Origin of the sequence: Streptomyces sp. VTCC 41912 (assembly GCF_045799175.1) — a bacterium.
GTDB lineage: Bacteria > Actinomycetota > Actinomycetes > Streptomycetales > Streptomycetaceae > Streptomyces > Streptomyces albulus_C.
Genome location: NZ_JBJMAB010000010.1, coordinates 181646 through 197179 on the forward strand (window position 1 = coordinate 181646; position 15534 = coordinate 197179).

Annotated in this window: 17 protein-coding genes; 6 read left to right on the plus strand and 11 right to left on the minus strand. The window is 69.4% G+C overall.

Annotation, left to right across the window (positions count from 1 at the left end; all coding sequences use genetic code 11):
- Positions 1-39: 39 nt before the first annotated feature.
- From ACJ6WD_RS17555 to ACJ6WD_RS17565, 3 genes are all read left to right on the plus strand, one after another.
- The gene (locus ACJ6WD_RS17555; protein ID WP_407616124.1) at positions 40-633 is read left to right on the plus strand and encodes a YbhB/YbcL family Raf kinase inhibitor-like protein; all 594 of its coding nucleotides are present in this window, start codon (positions 40-42) and stop codon (positions 631-633) included.
- A gap of 168 nt (positions 634-801) precedes the next feature.
- Positions 802-1635, plus strand: a complete 834-nt coding sequence (locus ACJ6WD_RS17560) for an alpha/beta hydrolase (RefSeq protein WP_331247018.1) — start codon at positions 802-804, stop codon at positions 1633-1635.
- Between the two features lie 177 nt (positions 1636-1812).
- Positions 1813-2529, plus strand: coding sequence for a GntR family transcriptional regulator (locus ACJ6WD_RS17565; protein ID WP_407616125.1), 717 nt, complete (start codon positions 1813-1815; stop codon positions 2527-2529).
- 152 nt (positions 2530-2681) lie between these two features.
- On the opposite strand, the gene ACJ6WD_RS17570 is transcribed toward ACJ6WD_RS17565, so the two are convergent.
- The 10 genes from ACJ6WD_RS17570 to ACJ6WD_RS17615 form a co-directional block, all read right to left on the minus strand.
- Positions 2682-3044 (minus strand): hypothetical protein, encoded by a 363-nt coding sequence (locus ACJ6WD_RS17570; RefSeq protein WP_233660052.1) that lies wholly within the window; start codon positions 3042-3044, stop codon positions 2682-2684.
- Positions 3045-3069: 25 nt separating this feature from the next.
- Complete coding sequence (locus ACJ6WD_RS17575) at positions 3070-3243, minus strand: hypothetical protein (RefSeq protein WP_407616126.1); 174 nt, start codon at positions 3241-3243, stop codon at positions 3070-3072.
- A gap of 38 nt (positions 3244-3281) precedes the next feature.
- Entirely contained in the window at positions 3282-4205 is a 924-nt protein-coding gene (locus ACJ6WD_RS17580) for an NADP-dependent oxidoreductase (RefSeq protein WP_407616127.1), read from the minus strand.
- Positions 4206-4470: 265 nt separating this feature from the next.
- Positions 4471-5676 (minus strand): cytochrome P450, encoded by a 1206-nt coding sequence (locus ACJ6WD_RS17585; protein WP_233660055.1) that lies wholly within the window; start codon positions 5674-5676, stop codon positions 4471-4473.
- 39 nt (positions 5677-5715) lie between these two features.
- The gene (locus tag ACJ6WD_RS17590; protein ID WP_376552959.1) at positions 5716-7107 is read right to left on the minus strand and encodes an NAD(P)/FAD-dependent oxidoreductase; all 1392 of its coding nucleotides are present in this window, start codon (positions 7105-7107) and stop codon (positions 5716-5718) included.
- Positions 7097-7336, minus strand: a complete 240-nt coding sequence (locus ACJ6WD_RS17595; RefSeq protein WP_233660057.1) for a ferredoxin — start codon at positions 7334-7336, stop codon at positions 7097-7099. Before ACJ6WD_RS17595 ends, ACJ6WD_RS17590 begins: the two co-directional genes overlap by 11 nt.
- A gap of 658 nt (positions 7337-7994) precedes the next feature.
- Entirely contained in the window at positions 7995-8966 is a 972-nt protein-coding gene (locus tag ACJ6WD_RS17600) for an alpha/beta hydrolase (protein WP_376552962.1), read from the minus strand.
- Between the two features lie 162 nt (positions 8967-9128).
- The gene (locus tag ACJ6WD_RS17605; protein WP_233660060.1) at positions 9129-9482 is read right to left on the minus strand and encodes a UBP-type zinc finger domain-containing protein; all 354 of its coding nucleotides are present in this window, start codon (positions 9480-9482) and stop codon (positions 9129-9131) included.
- Positions 9479-10954: an ATP-binding protein gene (locus tag ACJ6WD_RS17610; protein ID WP_233660061.1), complete on the minus strand. Its 1476-nt coding sequence runs from the start codon at positions 10952-10954 to the stop codon at positions 9479-9481. Before ACJ6WD_RS17610 ends, ACJ6WD_RS17605 begins: the two co-directional genes overlap by 4 nt.
- On the minus strand, positions 10951-12627 hold the full coding sequence (locus ACJ6WD_RS17615) for an FAD-dependent oxidoreductase (RefSeq protein ID WP_331247020.1): 1677 nt from the start codon (positions 12625-12627) through the stop codon (positions 10951-10953). Before ACJ6WD_RS17615 ends, ACJ6WD_RS17610 begins: the two co-directional genes overlap by 4 nt.
- Before the next feature lie 268 nt (positions 12628-12895).
- Between ACJ6WD_RS17615 and ACJ6WD_RS17620 the strand changes: the two genes are divergently transcribed.
- Positions 12896-13627, plus strand: a complete 732-nt coding sequence (locus ACJ6WD_RS17620) for an SDR family oxidoreductase (RefSeq protein WP_407616128.1) — start codon at positions 12896-12898, stop codon at positions 13625-13627.
- Between the two features lie 101 nt (positions 13628-13728).
- Here ACJ6WD_RS17620 and ACJ6WD_RS17625 read toward each other — a convergent pair whose 3' ends face one another.
- On the minus strand, positions 13729-13920 hold the full coding sequence (locus ACJ6WD_RS17625; RefSeq protein ID WP_331247022.1) for a hypothetical protein: 192 nt from the start codon (positions 13918-13920) through the stop codon (positions 13729-13731).
- Between the two features lie 470 nt (positions 13921-14390).
- Here ACJ6WD_RS17625 and fabD point away from each other — a divergent pair, with 470 nt between their 5' ends.
- Both fabD and ACJ6WD_RS17635 read left to right on the plus strand, forming a co-directional pair.
- Positions 14391-15239, plus strand: a complete 849-nt coding sequence (gene fabD, locus ACJ6WD_RS17630; protein WP_407616129.1) for an ACP S-malonyltransferase — start codon at positions 14391-14393, stop codon at positions 15237-15239.
- 34 nt (positions 15240-15273) lie between these two features.
- Positions 15274-15525, plus strand: a complete 252-nt coding sequence (locus ACJ6WD_RS17635) for an acyl carrier protein (protein ID WP_233660064.1) — start codon at positions 15274-15276, stop codon at positions 15523-15525.
- Positions 15526-15534 lie beyond the last annotated feature (9 nt).

The following is a 15534-nucleotide window of genomic DNA, read 5'->3' on the forward strand; positions in this document are numbered from 1 at the left end:
TGACGGATCTTGCGCACCCGCCTCTCTACAGTGGGCCGCATGCGAGGACACCCACCCCTGGCGACCGTCGCGGCCACGGCGGCACTGCTGGCCTGCGCTTCCTGCTCCGGCACGTCAGAACCGGCCCCCAACACCCGCACGTCCTCCACGGCCACCACGCGCACCACCACTGCGCCCACCGGCCCCCTCACCCTCACCCGGGGACAGGGATTCGACCGCACCGGGGCGTTCACGTCGCTCATGACCTGCGACGATCCAAGGGATTACTCGCCAGGTCTGAACTTCGCGAACGTACCGACCGGAACAGGGGAACTCGCCCTGACCATGGTCGACCTCGATGTCCACAAGGTTCACTGGCTCCAACTCGGAATCCCCCCGAGTGCCCACGGAATCAGCGCCCACCACCTTCTCCCAGGCGCCCGTGAGGCACTCAACGACTTCGGGGAGGCCACCTACGACGGGCCATGCCCACCCCACGGCAGCACCCACAGGTACGAGCTGACGCTGTACGCACTCCGCGAACCGATGCCCGCCTCCTTCGACGGCAGCACGCCACCTGCCCAGACCCTGCGGGAGATCAAGCGGCGAGCCTTCGCCTCGGCGACGCTCGTGGCCCCCTACACGCGCCACTGACGAAGATCCAGCGATCAGGCAACCCAACGGGAGTGACTCCCCATCGCCGAGCCAGTGATGGTGAGATCTCAGTTTGCGATTTAGAGATCTCACATGTCTTAATGCTGACAGGGAGTCTCTGTCATGGGCTGAAGAAATCTCTGTACGCGATCAGCAAGGAGTTGAGCGATGACGATCTTCGAACCGATCACGGGTCGCTATGTCGCGGTCAACGGTGCACGCACCTACTTCGACGAGGCCGGCGAAGGTGTCCCGATCGTGTGCATCCACCCGGGGGCCACGGACTCTCGGATCTACCGGCGCCTTCTGCCGTTGCTCGCTGAACGCGGATATCGCGCGATCGCGCCCGATCTTCCCGGGCACTGCCGTTCCTACCCGGCGCAGTGGCAGCCAGGGAGTTCCATTCACGACCACGCCGAGTTCGTGCACGCCTTCGTGCGCACGGTGCTGCCTGGAGTCTCGCCCTTCGTGCTCGGTGCCTCGGTCGGGGGCCTGACGGCGCTGGACCTTGCCGCTCACCACGGAGAGGGCTATCGAGGTGTCATCGCGATGCAAGCGGCATCGTGGACACCGCTGTCGGCCGAGGCCGCCGCGTTGCTGGCAGGTCGGACGAGCGCGTCCGATGCCGGCTGGACGGATCACCTTGAGTATGCGGCGGTGACCTCGGCGAGCAAGAAGCTGACGGTCGAGCAGGAAACCGAGCTGAGGTGGCTTCAGCGCAGCACCTCCCAGCAGGCCGGTCAGTTCGACGGTCAGGCGTGGGCTTCGCACGATCTGCGCGGCCGACTCGGTGACGTGCGGTGCCCGGTCCTGCTCGTGCAGGGCACCGACGATTTCTTCGTGCAGGACGAGTTGGTCGATGACACGGTCGCCGAGATGGGCTCGGCGGCGCAGCTGCTGAGGGTGCCCGACATCGGGCATTACCCGCCGCTTGAGGATCCGGAGTGGGTTGCGCAGGTCGCAGACACCTTCGTGATGCAGCTGACGGCAACGGCGAACTGATCGTTTGCCCTGGCCCCCATTTCGACACCCTCAGGCCGACGGGTTCGAGTGGGCCCCCGCGAGGTCCGACGAGGAAAAGGCTGACAGAGGGGCCAGGCGAATCCGGACCCCAGCGCCTACATCAACCACTAAGATCCGAGAACTTCTGACTGGGATATCAAGTCCTAGGATGGATGCGTGAAGTATCTGCCCGCCATCCTCAGCACGGACCATCCCGGCCTGAGCGCCACCGAGCGCGCATATCTCGCGATCAAGCGGCGGATCATCGAGCTCGACCTGGCGCCCGGCGCCCATGTCACCAAGACGGATCTGACACGGTTGACCGACGCCGGCACCATGCCGGTGCGAGAAGCTCTGACCCGGCTGCAACGCGATGGACTGGTCGATGTGCTTCCCCGCTCGGGATACCGGATCCTGCCTGTGACCTTGAAAGGGGCACGCGATCTGTGCGCCTTCCGCCGGCTTCTGGAGACGGAGGCCGCTGCCCTCGCGGCAGAGCGCGGCTGCCCGCAGGACGATCTCGCCCGCATGGAGGAACTGCTCGGCCAGTCCTACGAGCCAGGCGATGCGGAGAGCATCGAGGCGTTCCTCCGCGCCACTCTGGAGTTCGATGCGATCATCGCCGACAACTGCGGCAACGACCGGCTGGCCCGGTCGGTGATCCAGGTCTTCGACGAGCTGGAACGAGTTCTGCGGATCACCTTGGGATCGCTGCCGTTCTCGACATCGGCCGCGCATCAACGACGCGCGGTCTGGGAAGCGGTGCGCGACCGCGATCCGGTCGCGGCCCGAGCCGCCATGGACAACCGCACGCGAACCTCTCAGCAGCAGATCATCGACGTGCTCACAGCCAGCCCGTCGATCGCCGAGGCCAGTATCACCATCTCCCGATGAGACGTCACCGACGGGCACCGAGCCGGCCTTGGTCGTCGAGCCGTTCGGGGCCCGAGCTGACCGGTCTGCGGTCTGCCGGGTCCCTGGGCGCTTGGTGGTGTGGGGTGGTTCTTCCGGGTGTTCCGGAGTGAGCAATCGTCAAGAGTTGTGGATCAGTTCGTTCGGTCCGGGGTCAGTAGGGGGCCGGTGACTTGTTGGTGCAGGGTGATGAGCGGGTGCGGCGAGGTGTCCCTGGCCGGGGGTGGTGGAGCGGGGTGGGGTGCCGCCGATGGCGCTGAGGGCGTGTCGCCAGTACCGCAGCGGGAACGAGTCGGGGCGCGTTCCGTGGCGGAACTGGGTGCGTAGATGTGCGCGGAACGCCGGGCCGTCGTCGTGGCCGCCGCTGCGGGCGTGGCCGGCGGTGTGGGCACCGCGCCCTCGATGACGGCCTGGGCCAGGCGTTGCGGCAGGCCGGTGGGGAGCGCCCAGTGCCAGTAGCGCATCAGGTGGTCGTGGGCCTCATCGAGCCTGCCCACGCCGACCTCCCCCGCGCAGGAACCATTAGCGTCCACGGCGACCGCCGCCCTTGACGAGGCGGATCTTGACCAGCTCGACCAGGAGCGGGTCCAGGCCGGCGGCGGCCGCACTGCCCTCGGCGGTGGTCGACAGGGCGAGCAGGGCCTGGTAACTGGCCGGGTGCTGCTTGCCGATGTTGACACGGCTGTGCTCGGTCACGGTTCCTCGCTCGGCGTGGGTTGTACGGGTCTTCGGGACTACTGGTGGTCTGCGACGCGGATGATCGTCTTGCCGGGGGTGCGCTTGTCGGGGGCGAAGACGTCGACGGCCTCTGCCAGGGGACGGACGGCGCCGATGATCGGCTTGAGGCGTCCTTCGCGTACGCGGGCGGCGAGGTCGGCGAGGCGGGTGCGGTCGGGTTCGACGACGAAGAAGATCGCGCGTCCGTCCTCGGGGTGGACGGTGACGGGGCGGGCGATGGTGACGAGCGTGCCGCCGGGACGGAGCAGGGCGGTGGACCGGTCGAGGACGTCGCCGCCGATGACGTCGAAGACGACGTCGACGTCGCCGATGTCTTCGAGGCGTTCGGCTTGCAGGTCGACGAAGGTGTCCGCGCCGAGGTCGAGAGCGGTCGTACGGTCGTCCGCGCGGCCGGTGCCGATCACGCGGGCGCCGGCTTCGCGGGCCAGTTGGACGGCGAGGGAGCCGACGCCGCCCGCGGCGCCGTGGACCAGTGCGGTCTGGCCGGTGGTCAGGTGGGCGTGATCGAACAGGCCCTGCCAGGCGGTGAGTCCGGAGACGGGCAGGGCCGCGGCCGTGACGTGGTCGATGTCGGCTGGCAGCGGGGCGAGGTTGCGGGCCTCGACGGCGACGTACTGGGCGAGCGAGCCGTTGCGCGTCCAGTCGGCGAGGCCGAAGACGCGTTGGCCGATGCTCAACCCGGTGGTGCCGTAGCCCAGTTCCGCCACGACGCCGGACAGGTCGTGGCCAGGCACGCTGGGTGTGCGGTCCCGGCCGGACCGGTCGGTCCAGGTGCCGGGCCAGTCCAGCTCACCGGGGGTGAACCCGGCGGCGTGCACGCGCACGATCACGTCGTTCTCGGCCGCGTGCGGATGCGGCAGGTCGGTGAGGGTCAGACCACGGATTCCGGCGTCGCGGTCGTGGAGGGTGATGGCTCGCATGAATGGTTCCTCGCGGGGGAGGGGGCGGGACGCTGTGTGCGGCACCGCACCGGTGACGCCTGTTTCGTCATGCCGCAGAGCCTAGACGTCGGGTGGTCCAGGGAACTGGTGCACTTTGCGGCCTTTTGGGTGGGCCGTTCGCGCCCGAGTCCCTGTGCGCCGAAAGTCCACGAGGAACTTGGTGAAGTAGAAGGGTTCCGGGCCGGCGCTGGCCGGTGCCTCGGAGGGACCAGCACGGCTCGTCACCATCGCGGCCCTCCCGCGCTCAGGCCGTGAGGCCCTCGATCGCCACGGGGAGGTGACGGGGGCCGCGCAGCACCGCGTTGGCGCGGTAGGGCGGCGGGTCCTCCAGCAGCCTGGAGAACGTCACCCGGCGGAACAGTTCGGGCACGGCCACATGGAGTTCCATACGGGCGAGCGGGGCGCCGAAGCAGTAGTGGATGCCGGTGTAGAAACCCAGGTGTTCGTTGTCCTTGCGGTCGGGATCGAACCGGTCGGGGTCCGGGAAGCGTTTCGGGTCGCGGTTGGCCGCGGCCAGCATGAGCCAGACCGGCGAGCCCTCGGGGATCGTGGTGTCGGCGACGTCGATGTCGGCCAGTGCGGTGGTCCACGGCACGAACTGGACCGGGGGCTCGTACCGCAGCACTTCCTCGATGAGCGGGACGGCCAGAGCCGGTTCCCTCTGGAACCGTGCGAGGACGTCGGGGTGGCGCAGCAGGGCCAGGGTCGTGTTGGTGATCGCGTTGACGGTGGTCTCGTGGCCGGCGACCAGGAGCAGCACCGCGGTGGCCTCCAGGTCCGCCGGGGTCATCTCGGGGGCGAGCGCACTGAGCATCCCGGGGCCGGGGTGGCGGCGTTTGGTCTCGATCAGGTCGGTCAGGTAGCTGCCCAACTCCTGGCGTGCCCGCTGGGCCTTCTCCAGGCCGTCCTCGCCGGCTTGGGGGTCGAGTGACGACGCCAGGGCGTCGGCCCAGCCGTGGAAGCGCGGTTCGTCCTCGCGCGGCACGCCGAGGACCTTGCAGATGGCGGTGACGGGCAGGGGGTAGGAGAAGTCCTCGACGATGTCCACCTCGTCCTTGCCCTCGAAGGCGTCGAGCAGTTCGGTGACGACCTTGGCCAGGTCTCCGCGCAGGTCGTCGAGGAACCTGGGGCTGTGCGGGGGACCGAACGGCCGGTTGATGGTGTCGCGCAGCCGGTCGTGCAGGGGTGGGTCGGTGAAGATGAAGCTGGGCGGCAGACCGGTGTCCTCGTTCGGTTGCCCGATGCGGGCGTAGCCGGGCGAGCGGTGACTGGTGTCGTTGCTCAGCCGTGGGTCGTTGGCCAGGCTCCGCACCTCGTAGTAGGTGCTGACCAGGTATGTTCCGTCGTCTTCCCGCCTGACCGGGGTCCTGCGCAGTTCCGCGTAGAGCGGGTACGGATCGGCTCGGTTGGCGTAGTCGGTGATCTGCGCGGGGAGGGTGCCGAGCGTCATGGTGTCTCCTGGGGGCTCCGGGCGGCACAGGGCCGGTGGTCAGGCACGCGACGGAACGAACCGCACGCGCCGCTCGCTCGGTGAGTGGCCCGACAGCGTGACGGTGGGCCCGTGCGTGGGCAGGTGGGGGTCGGGGAAGTCCGGGTCGACCGGCTGCAACGTCTCGGTGCGACGGTCGACCGTGCGGTACTCCGGTGGGAACGGTGCGCCGGCGGCGATCTGCTCCTGGTAGAACCCCAGCCACTTGGCTCCGTCGAAGGTCGCCGCGGCGATGACCCGGCCGCGGTAGCCGTACACGGCCACGAACCGCTCCTCGGTGAGCGACCCCTGGGTGACGACCAGTTGGTCGCCCAGCGGGGGCACACCCACGGACTTGATGTTGATGCCGAACTGGGAGGACCAGAACATCGGCACCCACAGGTGCGGAATGCGCTTGGTCCCCGCACAGATCATGTTGTGGGCGGCGATCTCTGCCTGTTCGACCGCGTTGCCCCAGTGCTCCAGCGACAGGAACTGGTAGTCGAACAACGGGTGCGGGCTGCGGGCGACGTCACCGGCGGCGTAGACGTCGTCGGTGACGATGCCGTTGACGTCGAACACCCGGCACCCGGCGTCGCACGCGACGCCCCGGGGCCCCGCGGCCACTCCCGAGCCGGCGAGCCACTCCGTGTTCCGGACGGCGCCGAGCGAGATGACCGCGACCTCCGCGTCGATCGCCGTGCCGTCGGACAGATGGGCGCGCCTGAGCCGTCCCCCGTAGTCGCCCTCCAGGGCGGTGACGCTGACCCCGCAGCGCAGATCGACGCCCTTGCTCCGTTGCAGTCGGTCCGCTGCCGCGCCGATCACCCCGCCGAGCGCGCCGACCAGGGGTGCCGGGCCGCGTTCGGCAACCGTGACCTCAAGGCCCAACTCCCGGCAGGCGGAGGCGACTTCGGAGCCCGTGAAACCGGCGCCGATCACCAGCACCCGGGAGACCCCGGAGGTCAGCTTGCGGTGCAGATGGGTTGAGTCGTCGCGGGTGCGGAGCACGAACACCCCGTCCAGCGCGGCCTCTTCAGGGTGGATCCAGGGTCTGGCCCGGGTCCCGGTGGCGATCAGCAGGCGGTCGTAGGAAACGGTGTCGCCGTTCGCCAGGCGTACCTCTTTGGCGTCCCGGTCCAGTCCCTCGGCGGCGACGCCCAGGCGCCAGGCGGCGTCGACGTCGCGCCGCCGCGGCAGCGCGGTGTCCTCGGGCCGCGCCCGTCCGAGCAGCGCCTGCTTGGACAGCGGCGGCCGGTCGTAGGGTTCGTACGGCTCGTCGCCGATCATGGTCAGAGATCCGGTGAACCCCTGATCACGCAGGGTCTCCGCCGCACGCAGACCCGCCAGCGAGGCGCCGACGACGACGATGCGCCCCTGGCGCAGCCTCTCGATCTCCGTATCAGTCGACATGGGGCTCCACACCCCCCGGCACGCCCCGCGTCGGCTCGTCGGAGTAGTCGACGAGGATGGCCTGCACCGGGCAGGCCGCCGCGGCCTTCTCCACCCGGTCGCGTTGCTCCTCGTCGAAGCGCGGGGAGAACAACAGCGCTTCCTCGCCGTGCAGGGCGAACACGTCCGGGGCGAGGAAGACGCACTGCGCGAAGCCCTGGCACCGGTTGAGATCGACGACAAGCCTCATCTGGAACCCGCTTCCTGCTCAGGCTCCGGCTCCGGCGGCCGCAAGCGCCGCAGCCCTCGCGCTCGGTCCACACGATCGTTGGCATACCTCTCCTTCAGGATCGGCCCCTTCACAGCGGCTCGCAAACCGGATACGCGGCCTGGGCGCGCCGACTCCCCATCGCCCGAGATCGGCCTGTTCCTACAGGTCAGGCGGGCATTCCCACGGGCTGCACGCGGGCGATCCCGTGCCGCGTCACGGACCGCGAAATCATCCGGCCAGACAGGAGAGTTGACCACCCGTGCCGGACCCCCTCGGGCCCGGCCGCGGTCCCGTCGCTGGGCTCGGTCTGGGGGGTGCGCCCGGGCAGGGGAAGGCCGAGTGCGTCCTCCCGTGCCAGCAGCCCGAGTTCCTGCACCCAGTGACAACTCCGGCCAGGGTCACGCGGATCCGCCAGGAGCCGCCCTCTGTCGCACGTCGACGCAGGGCCGTGGCGACGGCGGCAGCGCCCAGGCAGGCGGCGAGGTAGTCGTTGAGCAGGTACGTCGGCGGCAGCGACGGGCGGCCGGTCCACTCTTCCATGGCGAACCCGGTTGCGGAGCGCGGCCCGGGGCCGTGGAACGCATCCGCCACCCCGGAAACCGAACCGACGCGGCCGGGATACCGGCCCCGGGCTCGCCTACGAGACCTGGGCTGTTCCGAGGGCGTTGCGGAGGAACGCCGTGGCCTGGTCAATGGCTCCGCGAGCGGCTTTGGAACGGCTCAGCGAGTTGAGCATCATGAAGTCGTGGACCGTGCCGTCGTAGCGCACGGTGGTCACCGGTACACCGGCTGCTCGGAGCTTGGCCGCGTAGGCCTCGCCCTCGTCGCGGAGCACGTCGGCCTCGTCGACGATCAGCAGGGCGGGCGGCAGACCGGTGAGTTGGCCGATGGCGGCGCGGTTGGGGGACGCGGTGATCTCCGCGCGCTGGTCCGGGTCGGTCGTGTACGCGTCCCAGAACCACTCCATCAGCCTGCGGCTCAGGTAGTAGCCAGTGGCGAACTGGTCGTAGGAATCGGTGTTCATGGCCGCGTCCGTGACGGGGTAGTACATCGACTGCTGTACGAACGTGACGTCTCCGCGTTCCTTGGCCATGAGGGCGAGTGCGGCCGTCATGTTTCCGCCGACCGATTCCCCGGCCACTGCCATGCGCTGTGCGTCCAGCCCCTTGGACGCACCCTCCTGGACGATCCACTGCGCGGTGGCGTAACCCTGCTCGATGGCCACGGGGTAGTGGGCCTCGGGCGACGGTGTGTACTCCACGAATGCCACCGCCGCACGGGCGCCGACCGCCAACTCGCGCACCAGGCGGTCGTGCGTGCCGGCATTGCCGAGTACCCAGCCACCGCCGTGCATGTACAGCACGACGGGCAGCGTTCCCGTGGTCCCCTGCGGTGTGACGATGCGGACCCGTACGTCTCCCACTGCGGCGGGAACGGTGACCCACTCCTCGTCGACGGGCAGCTTGTCGACCGGTGCGGCCTGGAGGTCGTCGAGGACCTTGCGCGCCGCGGCGGGTTGCAGCTCGTACAGGAACGGGTGTTGCGAGGTCGCGTCGGCGATGTCCTGTGCTTCGGGCTCAAGGACGATCGATGCGGTCTGAGCAGCCATGGGAATGCTCCCTGGGGTCCGAGTAACGCGGGGTGACGAGCGCAGCCGGCTGAAGGGTGTTGCGCTGCGGTCGGGTTGTGGGGTGACGAGCGGAGCCTGCACCCTTGTGCACGCCACAGTCGGGCGTATGCATGTCTCTTGTGGTCATTTCGCCGCCGGTTCTCAGGGATGCAGCAGGTCCGGCCAGTTCCGCGGGACCCGGTCGGCCGGTCCCGGGGTCGGCTGGGCGGCCGGGTGGCTGGTCGGCGGTGCCAGTTCCGGTCCGGACTCGTACAGCACGTCGGTGGCGTAGTTCCAGTACCACTCCTCACCCGGCTCGAAGCTCTGCACCACGGGATGCCCGGAGGACTTCCAGTGGGCGGTGGCGTGCTGGGCCGGTGACGAGTCGCAGCAGCCGATGTGGCCGCACTGCGCGCAGCGCCGGAGGTGGAACCACCAGCCCCCCGCCGCGTCGCAGTCCGCGCAGCCGGTACTGCTGGGCGGGACGCTCGCCGCGATGCCGTCGATGTCGGTCATACGGACTCCTCGGTGGTCGTGGTTGCGGCCTCGGTCTCGGTCTCGGTGGCGGTGAGCGGCAGCAGCACCTGGAAGCGCGTGTCGCCCGGTACGGACTCGACCTGGAGGCTGCCGTGGTGCTTGTTGACGACGATCCGCCAGCAGATGTCGAGGCCGAGGCCAGTGCCCTCCCCGACGGGCTTGGTGGTGAAGAACGGGTCGAAGATGCGGCTGCGGATGTCCTCGGGGACGCCGGGGCCGGTGTCGCGGAACTCCACGAGGAGTCGGTCGCCCTGCCTGGCCGTGCGGACCGTCAGGGTGCCGTCGTGGCCCGTGCTGCCGATGGCGGCCACCGCGTTGTCGATGAGGTTGGTCCACACCTGGTTGAGTTCCGCCGGGTAGGCGGGTACTTCGGGGAGGGAGCGGTCGTAGTCCTTGACCACCCGCACCCGAGAGCCGATCTTGCCGGACAGCATCAGCAGCGTGCTGTCGAGGAGTTCGTGGACGTCGACGTCCCGGTGCGGGGCGCGGTCGAGCTGCGCGTACTGCTTGGCCGCGTCCACCAAGTGGGAGATGCGGGTGGTGGAGTCGTCGATCTCGTCCATCAACAGCTCGGTCTCCACCGTGTAGTTGAGCCAGCCGATCGCCGCAGGCAGGATGTCGTCGCCCACGGTCGCCGCGACTTGGTCCAGCCAGTCCGTGTCCAGCCCGGCCTGGACGAAGGTCGGCGCAATCCGCCAACTCTCCGGGATGCCGTGCTCCTCCAGCCAGTCGGCGAGTTCGTCCTCCCGGTCGGACGTCTCCAGAGGGGTCAGCACCGGTGCCTTGGCGACGCGTTCGGCGGTGCGTTCCTGGATCTCGATGAGCTCGGCGAGGGCCTCGCGGGAGTAGCGGCCCTGGGCGATGACCGACAGCTTGTTCCGCATCCTGCCGACCCGCTCGCGCAGCGCCGCGGTGGCGCGGACGGCGGCCGCGGCCGGATTGTTGAGCTCGTGGGTGAGACCGGCGGACAACGACCCGAGCGCCAGCAGGCGTTCCCGCTGGCCAACGGCTCGCTGGGTGTTCTTGGAGCCGAAGAAGAGCCCCTCCAGCAGGTGCGTCGGCATCGGGAACCACTCCCGCATCACGTCCGCGAACGACTCCGCGGGCAGGACGAAGAACCGGGTCGGTTCGGTCACCCGCATCGAGTTGATGTACGTCTGCGGGACCTGGTCGCCCAGGTACGCCTGCATGGCCCCCGCGTACACGCCGCGCTGCGAGGTCCGGCTGACCTCCACATCGTCGCCGCCGACCCGGCGGGACAGTACGACGGTTCCCTCGACCATCACGTAGAAGCAGGTCGCCGGGTCACCCTCGGTGTACACCGGCCCGGGTGCGAACCGTTCCATCCGTCCCTCGGAGCACAGCCGTCCGAGCTGCTCCGGGGAGAGTTTCTCGAAGAGGAACAGCGAGCCGATCTCGTGCGGGTCGCAGGCCATGACCTGTGCGCTCATGACTGCTCCAGGAAGCGGTGGACGAGCATCACGGCCATGGCTCCCTCTCCGACGGCGGACGCCACGCGCTTCGCGGACCGGGCGCGTGCGTCGCCCGCCACGAACACACCCGGGATGCTGGTCTCCAAGTGGTAGGGCGGCCGGTCCAGTGCCCATTCGGCAGGGGGGCGCCCGTCCGGCGTCAGATCCGGTCCGGCGAGGATGAAGCCGTTCTCGTCGCGCAGCACGGTCCCGCCGAGCCAGTCGGTCAGCGGGGCGGCACCGATGAAGACGAACATCCACTGGGCATCGACGACTTCGGTGCCGCCGGTCACGGTGTCCCGCAGGGTCAGCCGTTCCAGGTGCTCCTCGCCGTGCGCCTCCTCGACGACGGTCCGGGGCCGCACGGTGATGTTCGGGGCCTCCTCGATCTGCTGGATCAGGTAGTACGACATCGACGCCGTCAGGGACTCCCCGCGCACCAGCATGGTCACCGACTTCGCGCCCCGCGCCAGGAACACCGCCGCCTGCCCGGCGGAATTCGCGCCGCCGACGACGTACACGTCCTGTCCCTCACAGGACGACACCTCGGTGAGGGACGAGCCGTAGTACACCCCGCAGCCGGTCAGTTCGTCGCATCCCGGCGCCCCCAGCTGCCGGTACGACACTCCGGTCGCCAGGATGACGCTGTGCGCGGCGACCGCCGAGCCGTCGGAGAAGCGCACGACGCGCGCCGGACCGTTCACCTCCAGCCCCGTGACCTCGCGAGCGGTGAGGATCTCGGCACCGAAGCGGCTCGCCTGGCGGCGGGCACGATCGGTCAGCTGCGCACCGGACACGCCGTCCGGGAAGCCGAGGTAGTTCTCGATGCGGGAACTCTGTCCGGCCTGTCCGCCGGTCGCCGACCGTTCGACCAGTACGGTCCGCAGCCCCTCGGAGGCCCCGTACACCGCCGAGCCGAGTCCGGCCGGGCCGCCGCCGATGATGACGAGGTCGTAGAACGCGGCGGTCGGCGTGGTCGCGAGCCCCACGTGGGCGGCCAGTTCGGTCGGCTCCGGCTCGATCAGCGCGGTACCGTCCGGCGTGATCACCAGGGGGAGTCGTCGACCGTCGGCCCCGGCCGCCGCCAGAAGCCGCTGTCCCTCCGGCTCGTCGGAGGAGTACCAGCGGTACGGCACCTGGTTGCGGGCCAGGAACTCGCGCGCCCGCGAGGAGGGGGCGGACCAGCGGTGCCCGACCACCTTGGTGGCGGGTACCGGCCGGTAGTCGCTGGACCGCCAGGCCGTGAGGAGATCGTCCACGACCGGGTAGAGCTTCTCCTCGGGCGGGTCCCAGGGCTTGAGGAGATAGTGGTCGAGGTCGACGACGTTGATCGCGTCGATGGCGGCGTCGGTATCGGCGTAGGCGGTCAGCAGCACGCGCCGCGCCCCCGGGTACACGCCGAGGGCTTGTTCGAGGAACTCGATGCCGTTCATCTGCGGCATCCGGTAGTCGGCGAGGAGCACGGCCACCAGGTCGCCGCGCAGCTTCAGCTCGCGCAGCGCCTCCAACGCGGAGGCGCCGGACTCGGCACGGACGATCCGGTAGCCGCCGCCGTAGCGGAGCCGCAGGTCGCGGGCGATGGCACGGGAGACTCCCGGGTCGTCGTCCACCGTCAGGATGACGGTCCGCGTTGCGTCGGTGGCCTGTGCCATGTTCCTCCGCCCTGCGCGCTCCCGACGGCCGGCACTACGGGCTGCCCGAGCCCGCTCCCGACCATCGTATGTTCGATCGATCCGGATCGCTTCGGCTGCTACGGCCCGTGCGGCCTGGGTGACCTGACGGTGGCAGATCGCCGCCGAGCCCGCGCAGCACGGGCCCGCCTCGGGGGCGCCGGCTGGCCGGGCACGGCCCGCGTGCGTCGCACACCGAGCCGTCGCAGGCTGGGGGCATGCCCCAGCGGTACGCGACGAAGGGTGACCGATGAAGTTCGCAGTGATCGGTGGCACGGGCCTGATCGGATCGCAGGTCGTGAAGAAGCTGAACGCGGCAGGGCACGAGGCCGTGCCGCATTCCATGTCCACGGGCGTCGACGTGATCACCGGGCAGGGTGTGGAGGAGGCGGTGGCCGGCGCCGACGTCATGGTCAATCTGACGAACTCCCCGACGTTCGACGACGCCTCCCTCATGTTCTTCCGGACCTCGATGGAGAACCTGTTGGCCGCCGGCCGGAAGTGCGGGGTGGGGCACGCCGTCATCCTCTCGATCGTCGGCACCGACCAGGTGCCCGGCCTCGCCTACTACCGGGCCAAGGCCCTCCAGGAGGAGATCCTCAAGGCCGGACCGGTCCCGTACTCGATCGTGCGCGCCACCCAGTTCATGGAGTTCGTCGCCGCGGTCCTGTCGTGGACGACCGAGGGTGACGTGGTCCGTCTGCCCACCACCCCGATCCAGCCGATCGCGGCCCGGGACGTCTCCGACGCCGTCGCCGAAGTCGCCGCGGGCGCCCCCCTGAACGGCACTCTCCAGGTCGGCGGGCCCGACGTCTTCCCCCTCGACGACCTCGGACGGATCACCCTGGACGCCCGTCCCGACGGCCGCAGCGTCGTCACCGACGACACCGCAGGCATGTTCGCCGCCGTCAGCGGCGACGTTCTCACCACCAAGGGCGACGCCCGTATCGCCCCCACGCACTACACCGACTGGCTCTCCTGATCCAGCCCGCCCACCGCAGGAGGCCGCATCCATGGCGCACGACGAACCGACGGCGGGCGACGCCGGGAGCCGGCCGCGCTCGGAAGCGTGGAAGACGGCGCTCACCGTGCTGCGGTCGGCGAAACCGCGGTCGCCTGCCACTGGACGACCGGCGCCTGGGCCGCGGGGGTCAGCTGCCTGCGCCGCGCGGCCGATGCCACCGTGGGGGTGGCACTGGCCGGCCCGGTGTTGGGCAGGGTGAAGGAGGTCGCCTGCCCCGCACTCCAGGCGAGGTCGACGGTGAATCCGTGCATGAACGCCCCTCACCAGCAGCTATGCCTGATCGGGTATACCGGTGATCGGAACAGGCATTATCCGGGCGTGGCTCAGCTCGCCAAGATGTTCGTAGGAGAAGGCGCTGTCGGACGGCGAAGCCTGGAGGTCATCGGCGTGAGCGACGTACGGCCCGCACAAGCGGGCCCGCGGCACTGGGCGCCGGACGTCAGCGGGCGGTCCGACGAGAGGGGAGTGCCCTTCCCCCTGGTCCAGCCGGCGGTCGGTTCAGTGATCGGAACGGTTCCCGAAGCGGACGCCGGAACGGTCGACCGCGTGGTGCGGGTCGCGCGGTCGGCCCTCGACGGGCCGTGTCCTTCGTGCCTGCGGTCCGTCGTTCGCCCGCGGTGCGAGATGCGCACCGCGGAAGCCGACGGGCCGTCAATTCCCGGTGGCATCCCGGAGTTGATCAGGCATGCCCACCGGACGAAACGCACGGAGTTGAAAACCGATGGCTTTCGCAGTGTTGATTCCCGGCCAGGGCTCGCAGTTCCGTGGCATGGGGCAGGACGTCTTCCCGAAGTATCCGGGAGTGGCGCAGTTCGCGTCCGACCTGCTGGGGTACGACCTGGTGGCACTGTGCCGGGACGATCCCGGCGGCCGGCTGGCCGACACCGCCTACACGCAGCCAGCCCTCTTCGTCGTCAACGCCCTGCATCTGTTCGAACGGGAGCGGCGCGAGGAACGCACCGCCGACTACTGCCTGGGACACAGCCTCGGTGAGTACAACGCCCTGATGGCGGCGGGCGTCCTCGATCTGGAGACCGGTCTGCGGATCGTGCGCAGGCGTGCCGAGCTGATGGCCGAGGCGGTCGGGGGCGGGATGACCGCGGTGATGAACACCTCGGAAGCCCGACTGGCGGAGATCTTCGCGGAGGACGGCGTCGAGGGCGTTGACATCGCCGCCTTCAACACCGACGCGCAGGTGGTCGTCGCGGCCCCCGAGCGGGTGCTGGAGGCGGCGCACGCCGCGCTGCGGAACAGGGGGGTGAGGTTCGCTCCGCTGCGGGTCGGCGGCGCGTTCCACTCCCGTTATATGGAGTCGGCGCGACGCGAGTTCGCCCGTTTCCTGGAGGGTTTCTCCTTCGGTGCGCCGCGGGTTCGCGTCATCTCGAACGTCACGGCACGGCCGCATGAGCCCGGCCGGATTCGCGAGCGGCTGGCCGAGCAGCTGGTAAGGCCGGTCCGCTGGACCGACAGCATCCGGTACCTCATGTCGCGCGGCGAACTGGAATTCCAGGAAGTCGGCGGAAAAGACCTCACGCGGATGGTTCAGCACATTCGTACCATCGGCGTGTGACGGCGGTTTTCAACGAACAGTGAAGGGGTGGGGAATGGGCAGGAGAGAGAAGATCAGGGACTATATGGAGGATCGGTTCCTGGTCGAGTTCGGTGAGGATGTCACCCCGGACACCGACCTTTTCAAGGCCGGTGTCATGGATTCCTTCGGTTACTTGCAGCTCATGGATTTCCTGGAATCCGAGTTCGGCGTGAAGATCTCATCGGACGAGATTCTCGGAAACATTTTCGTGTCGCTCGCCACGATCGACGATTTCATGGCCGAAAAGATTGAACTGAACGCTTAGGCAGGGGAA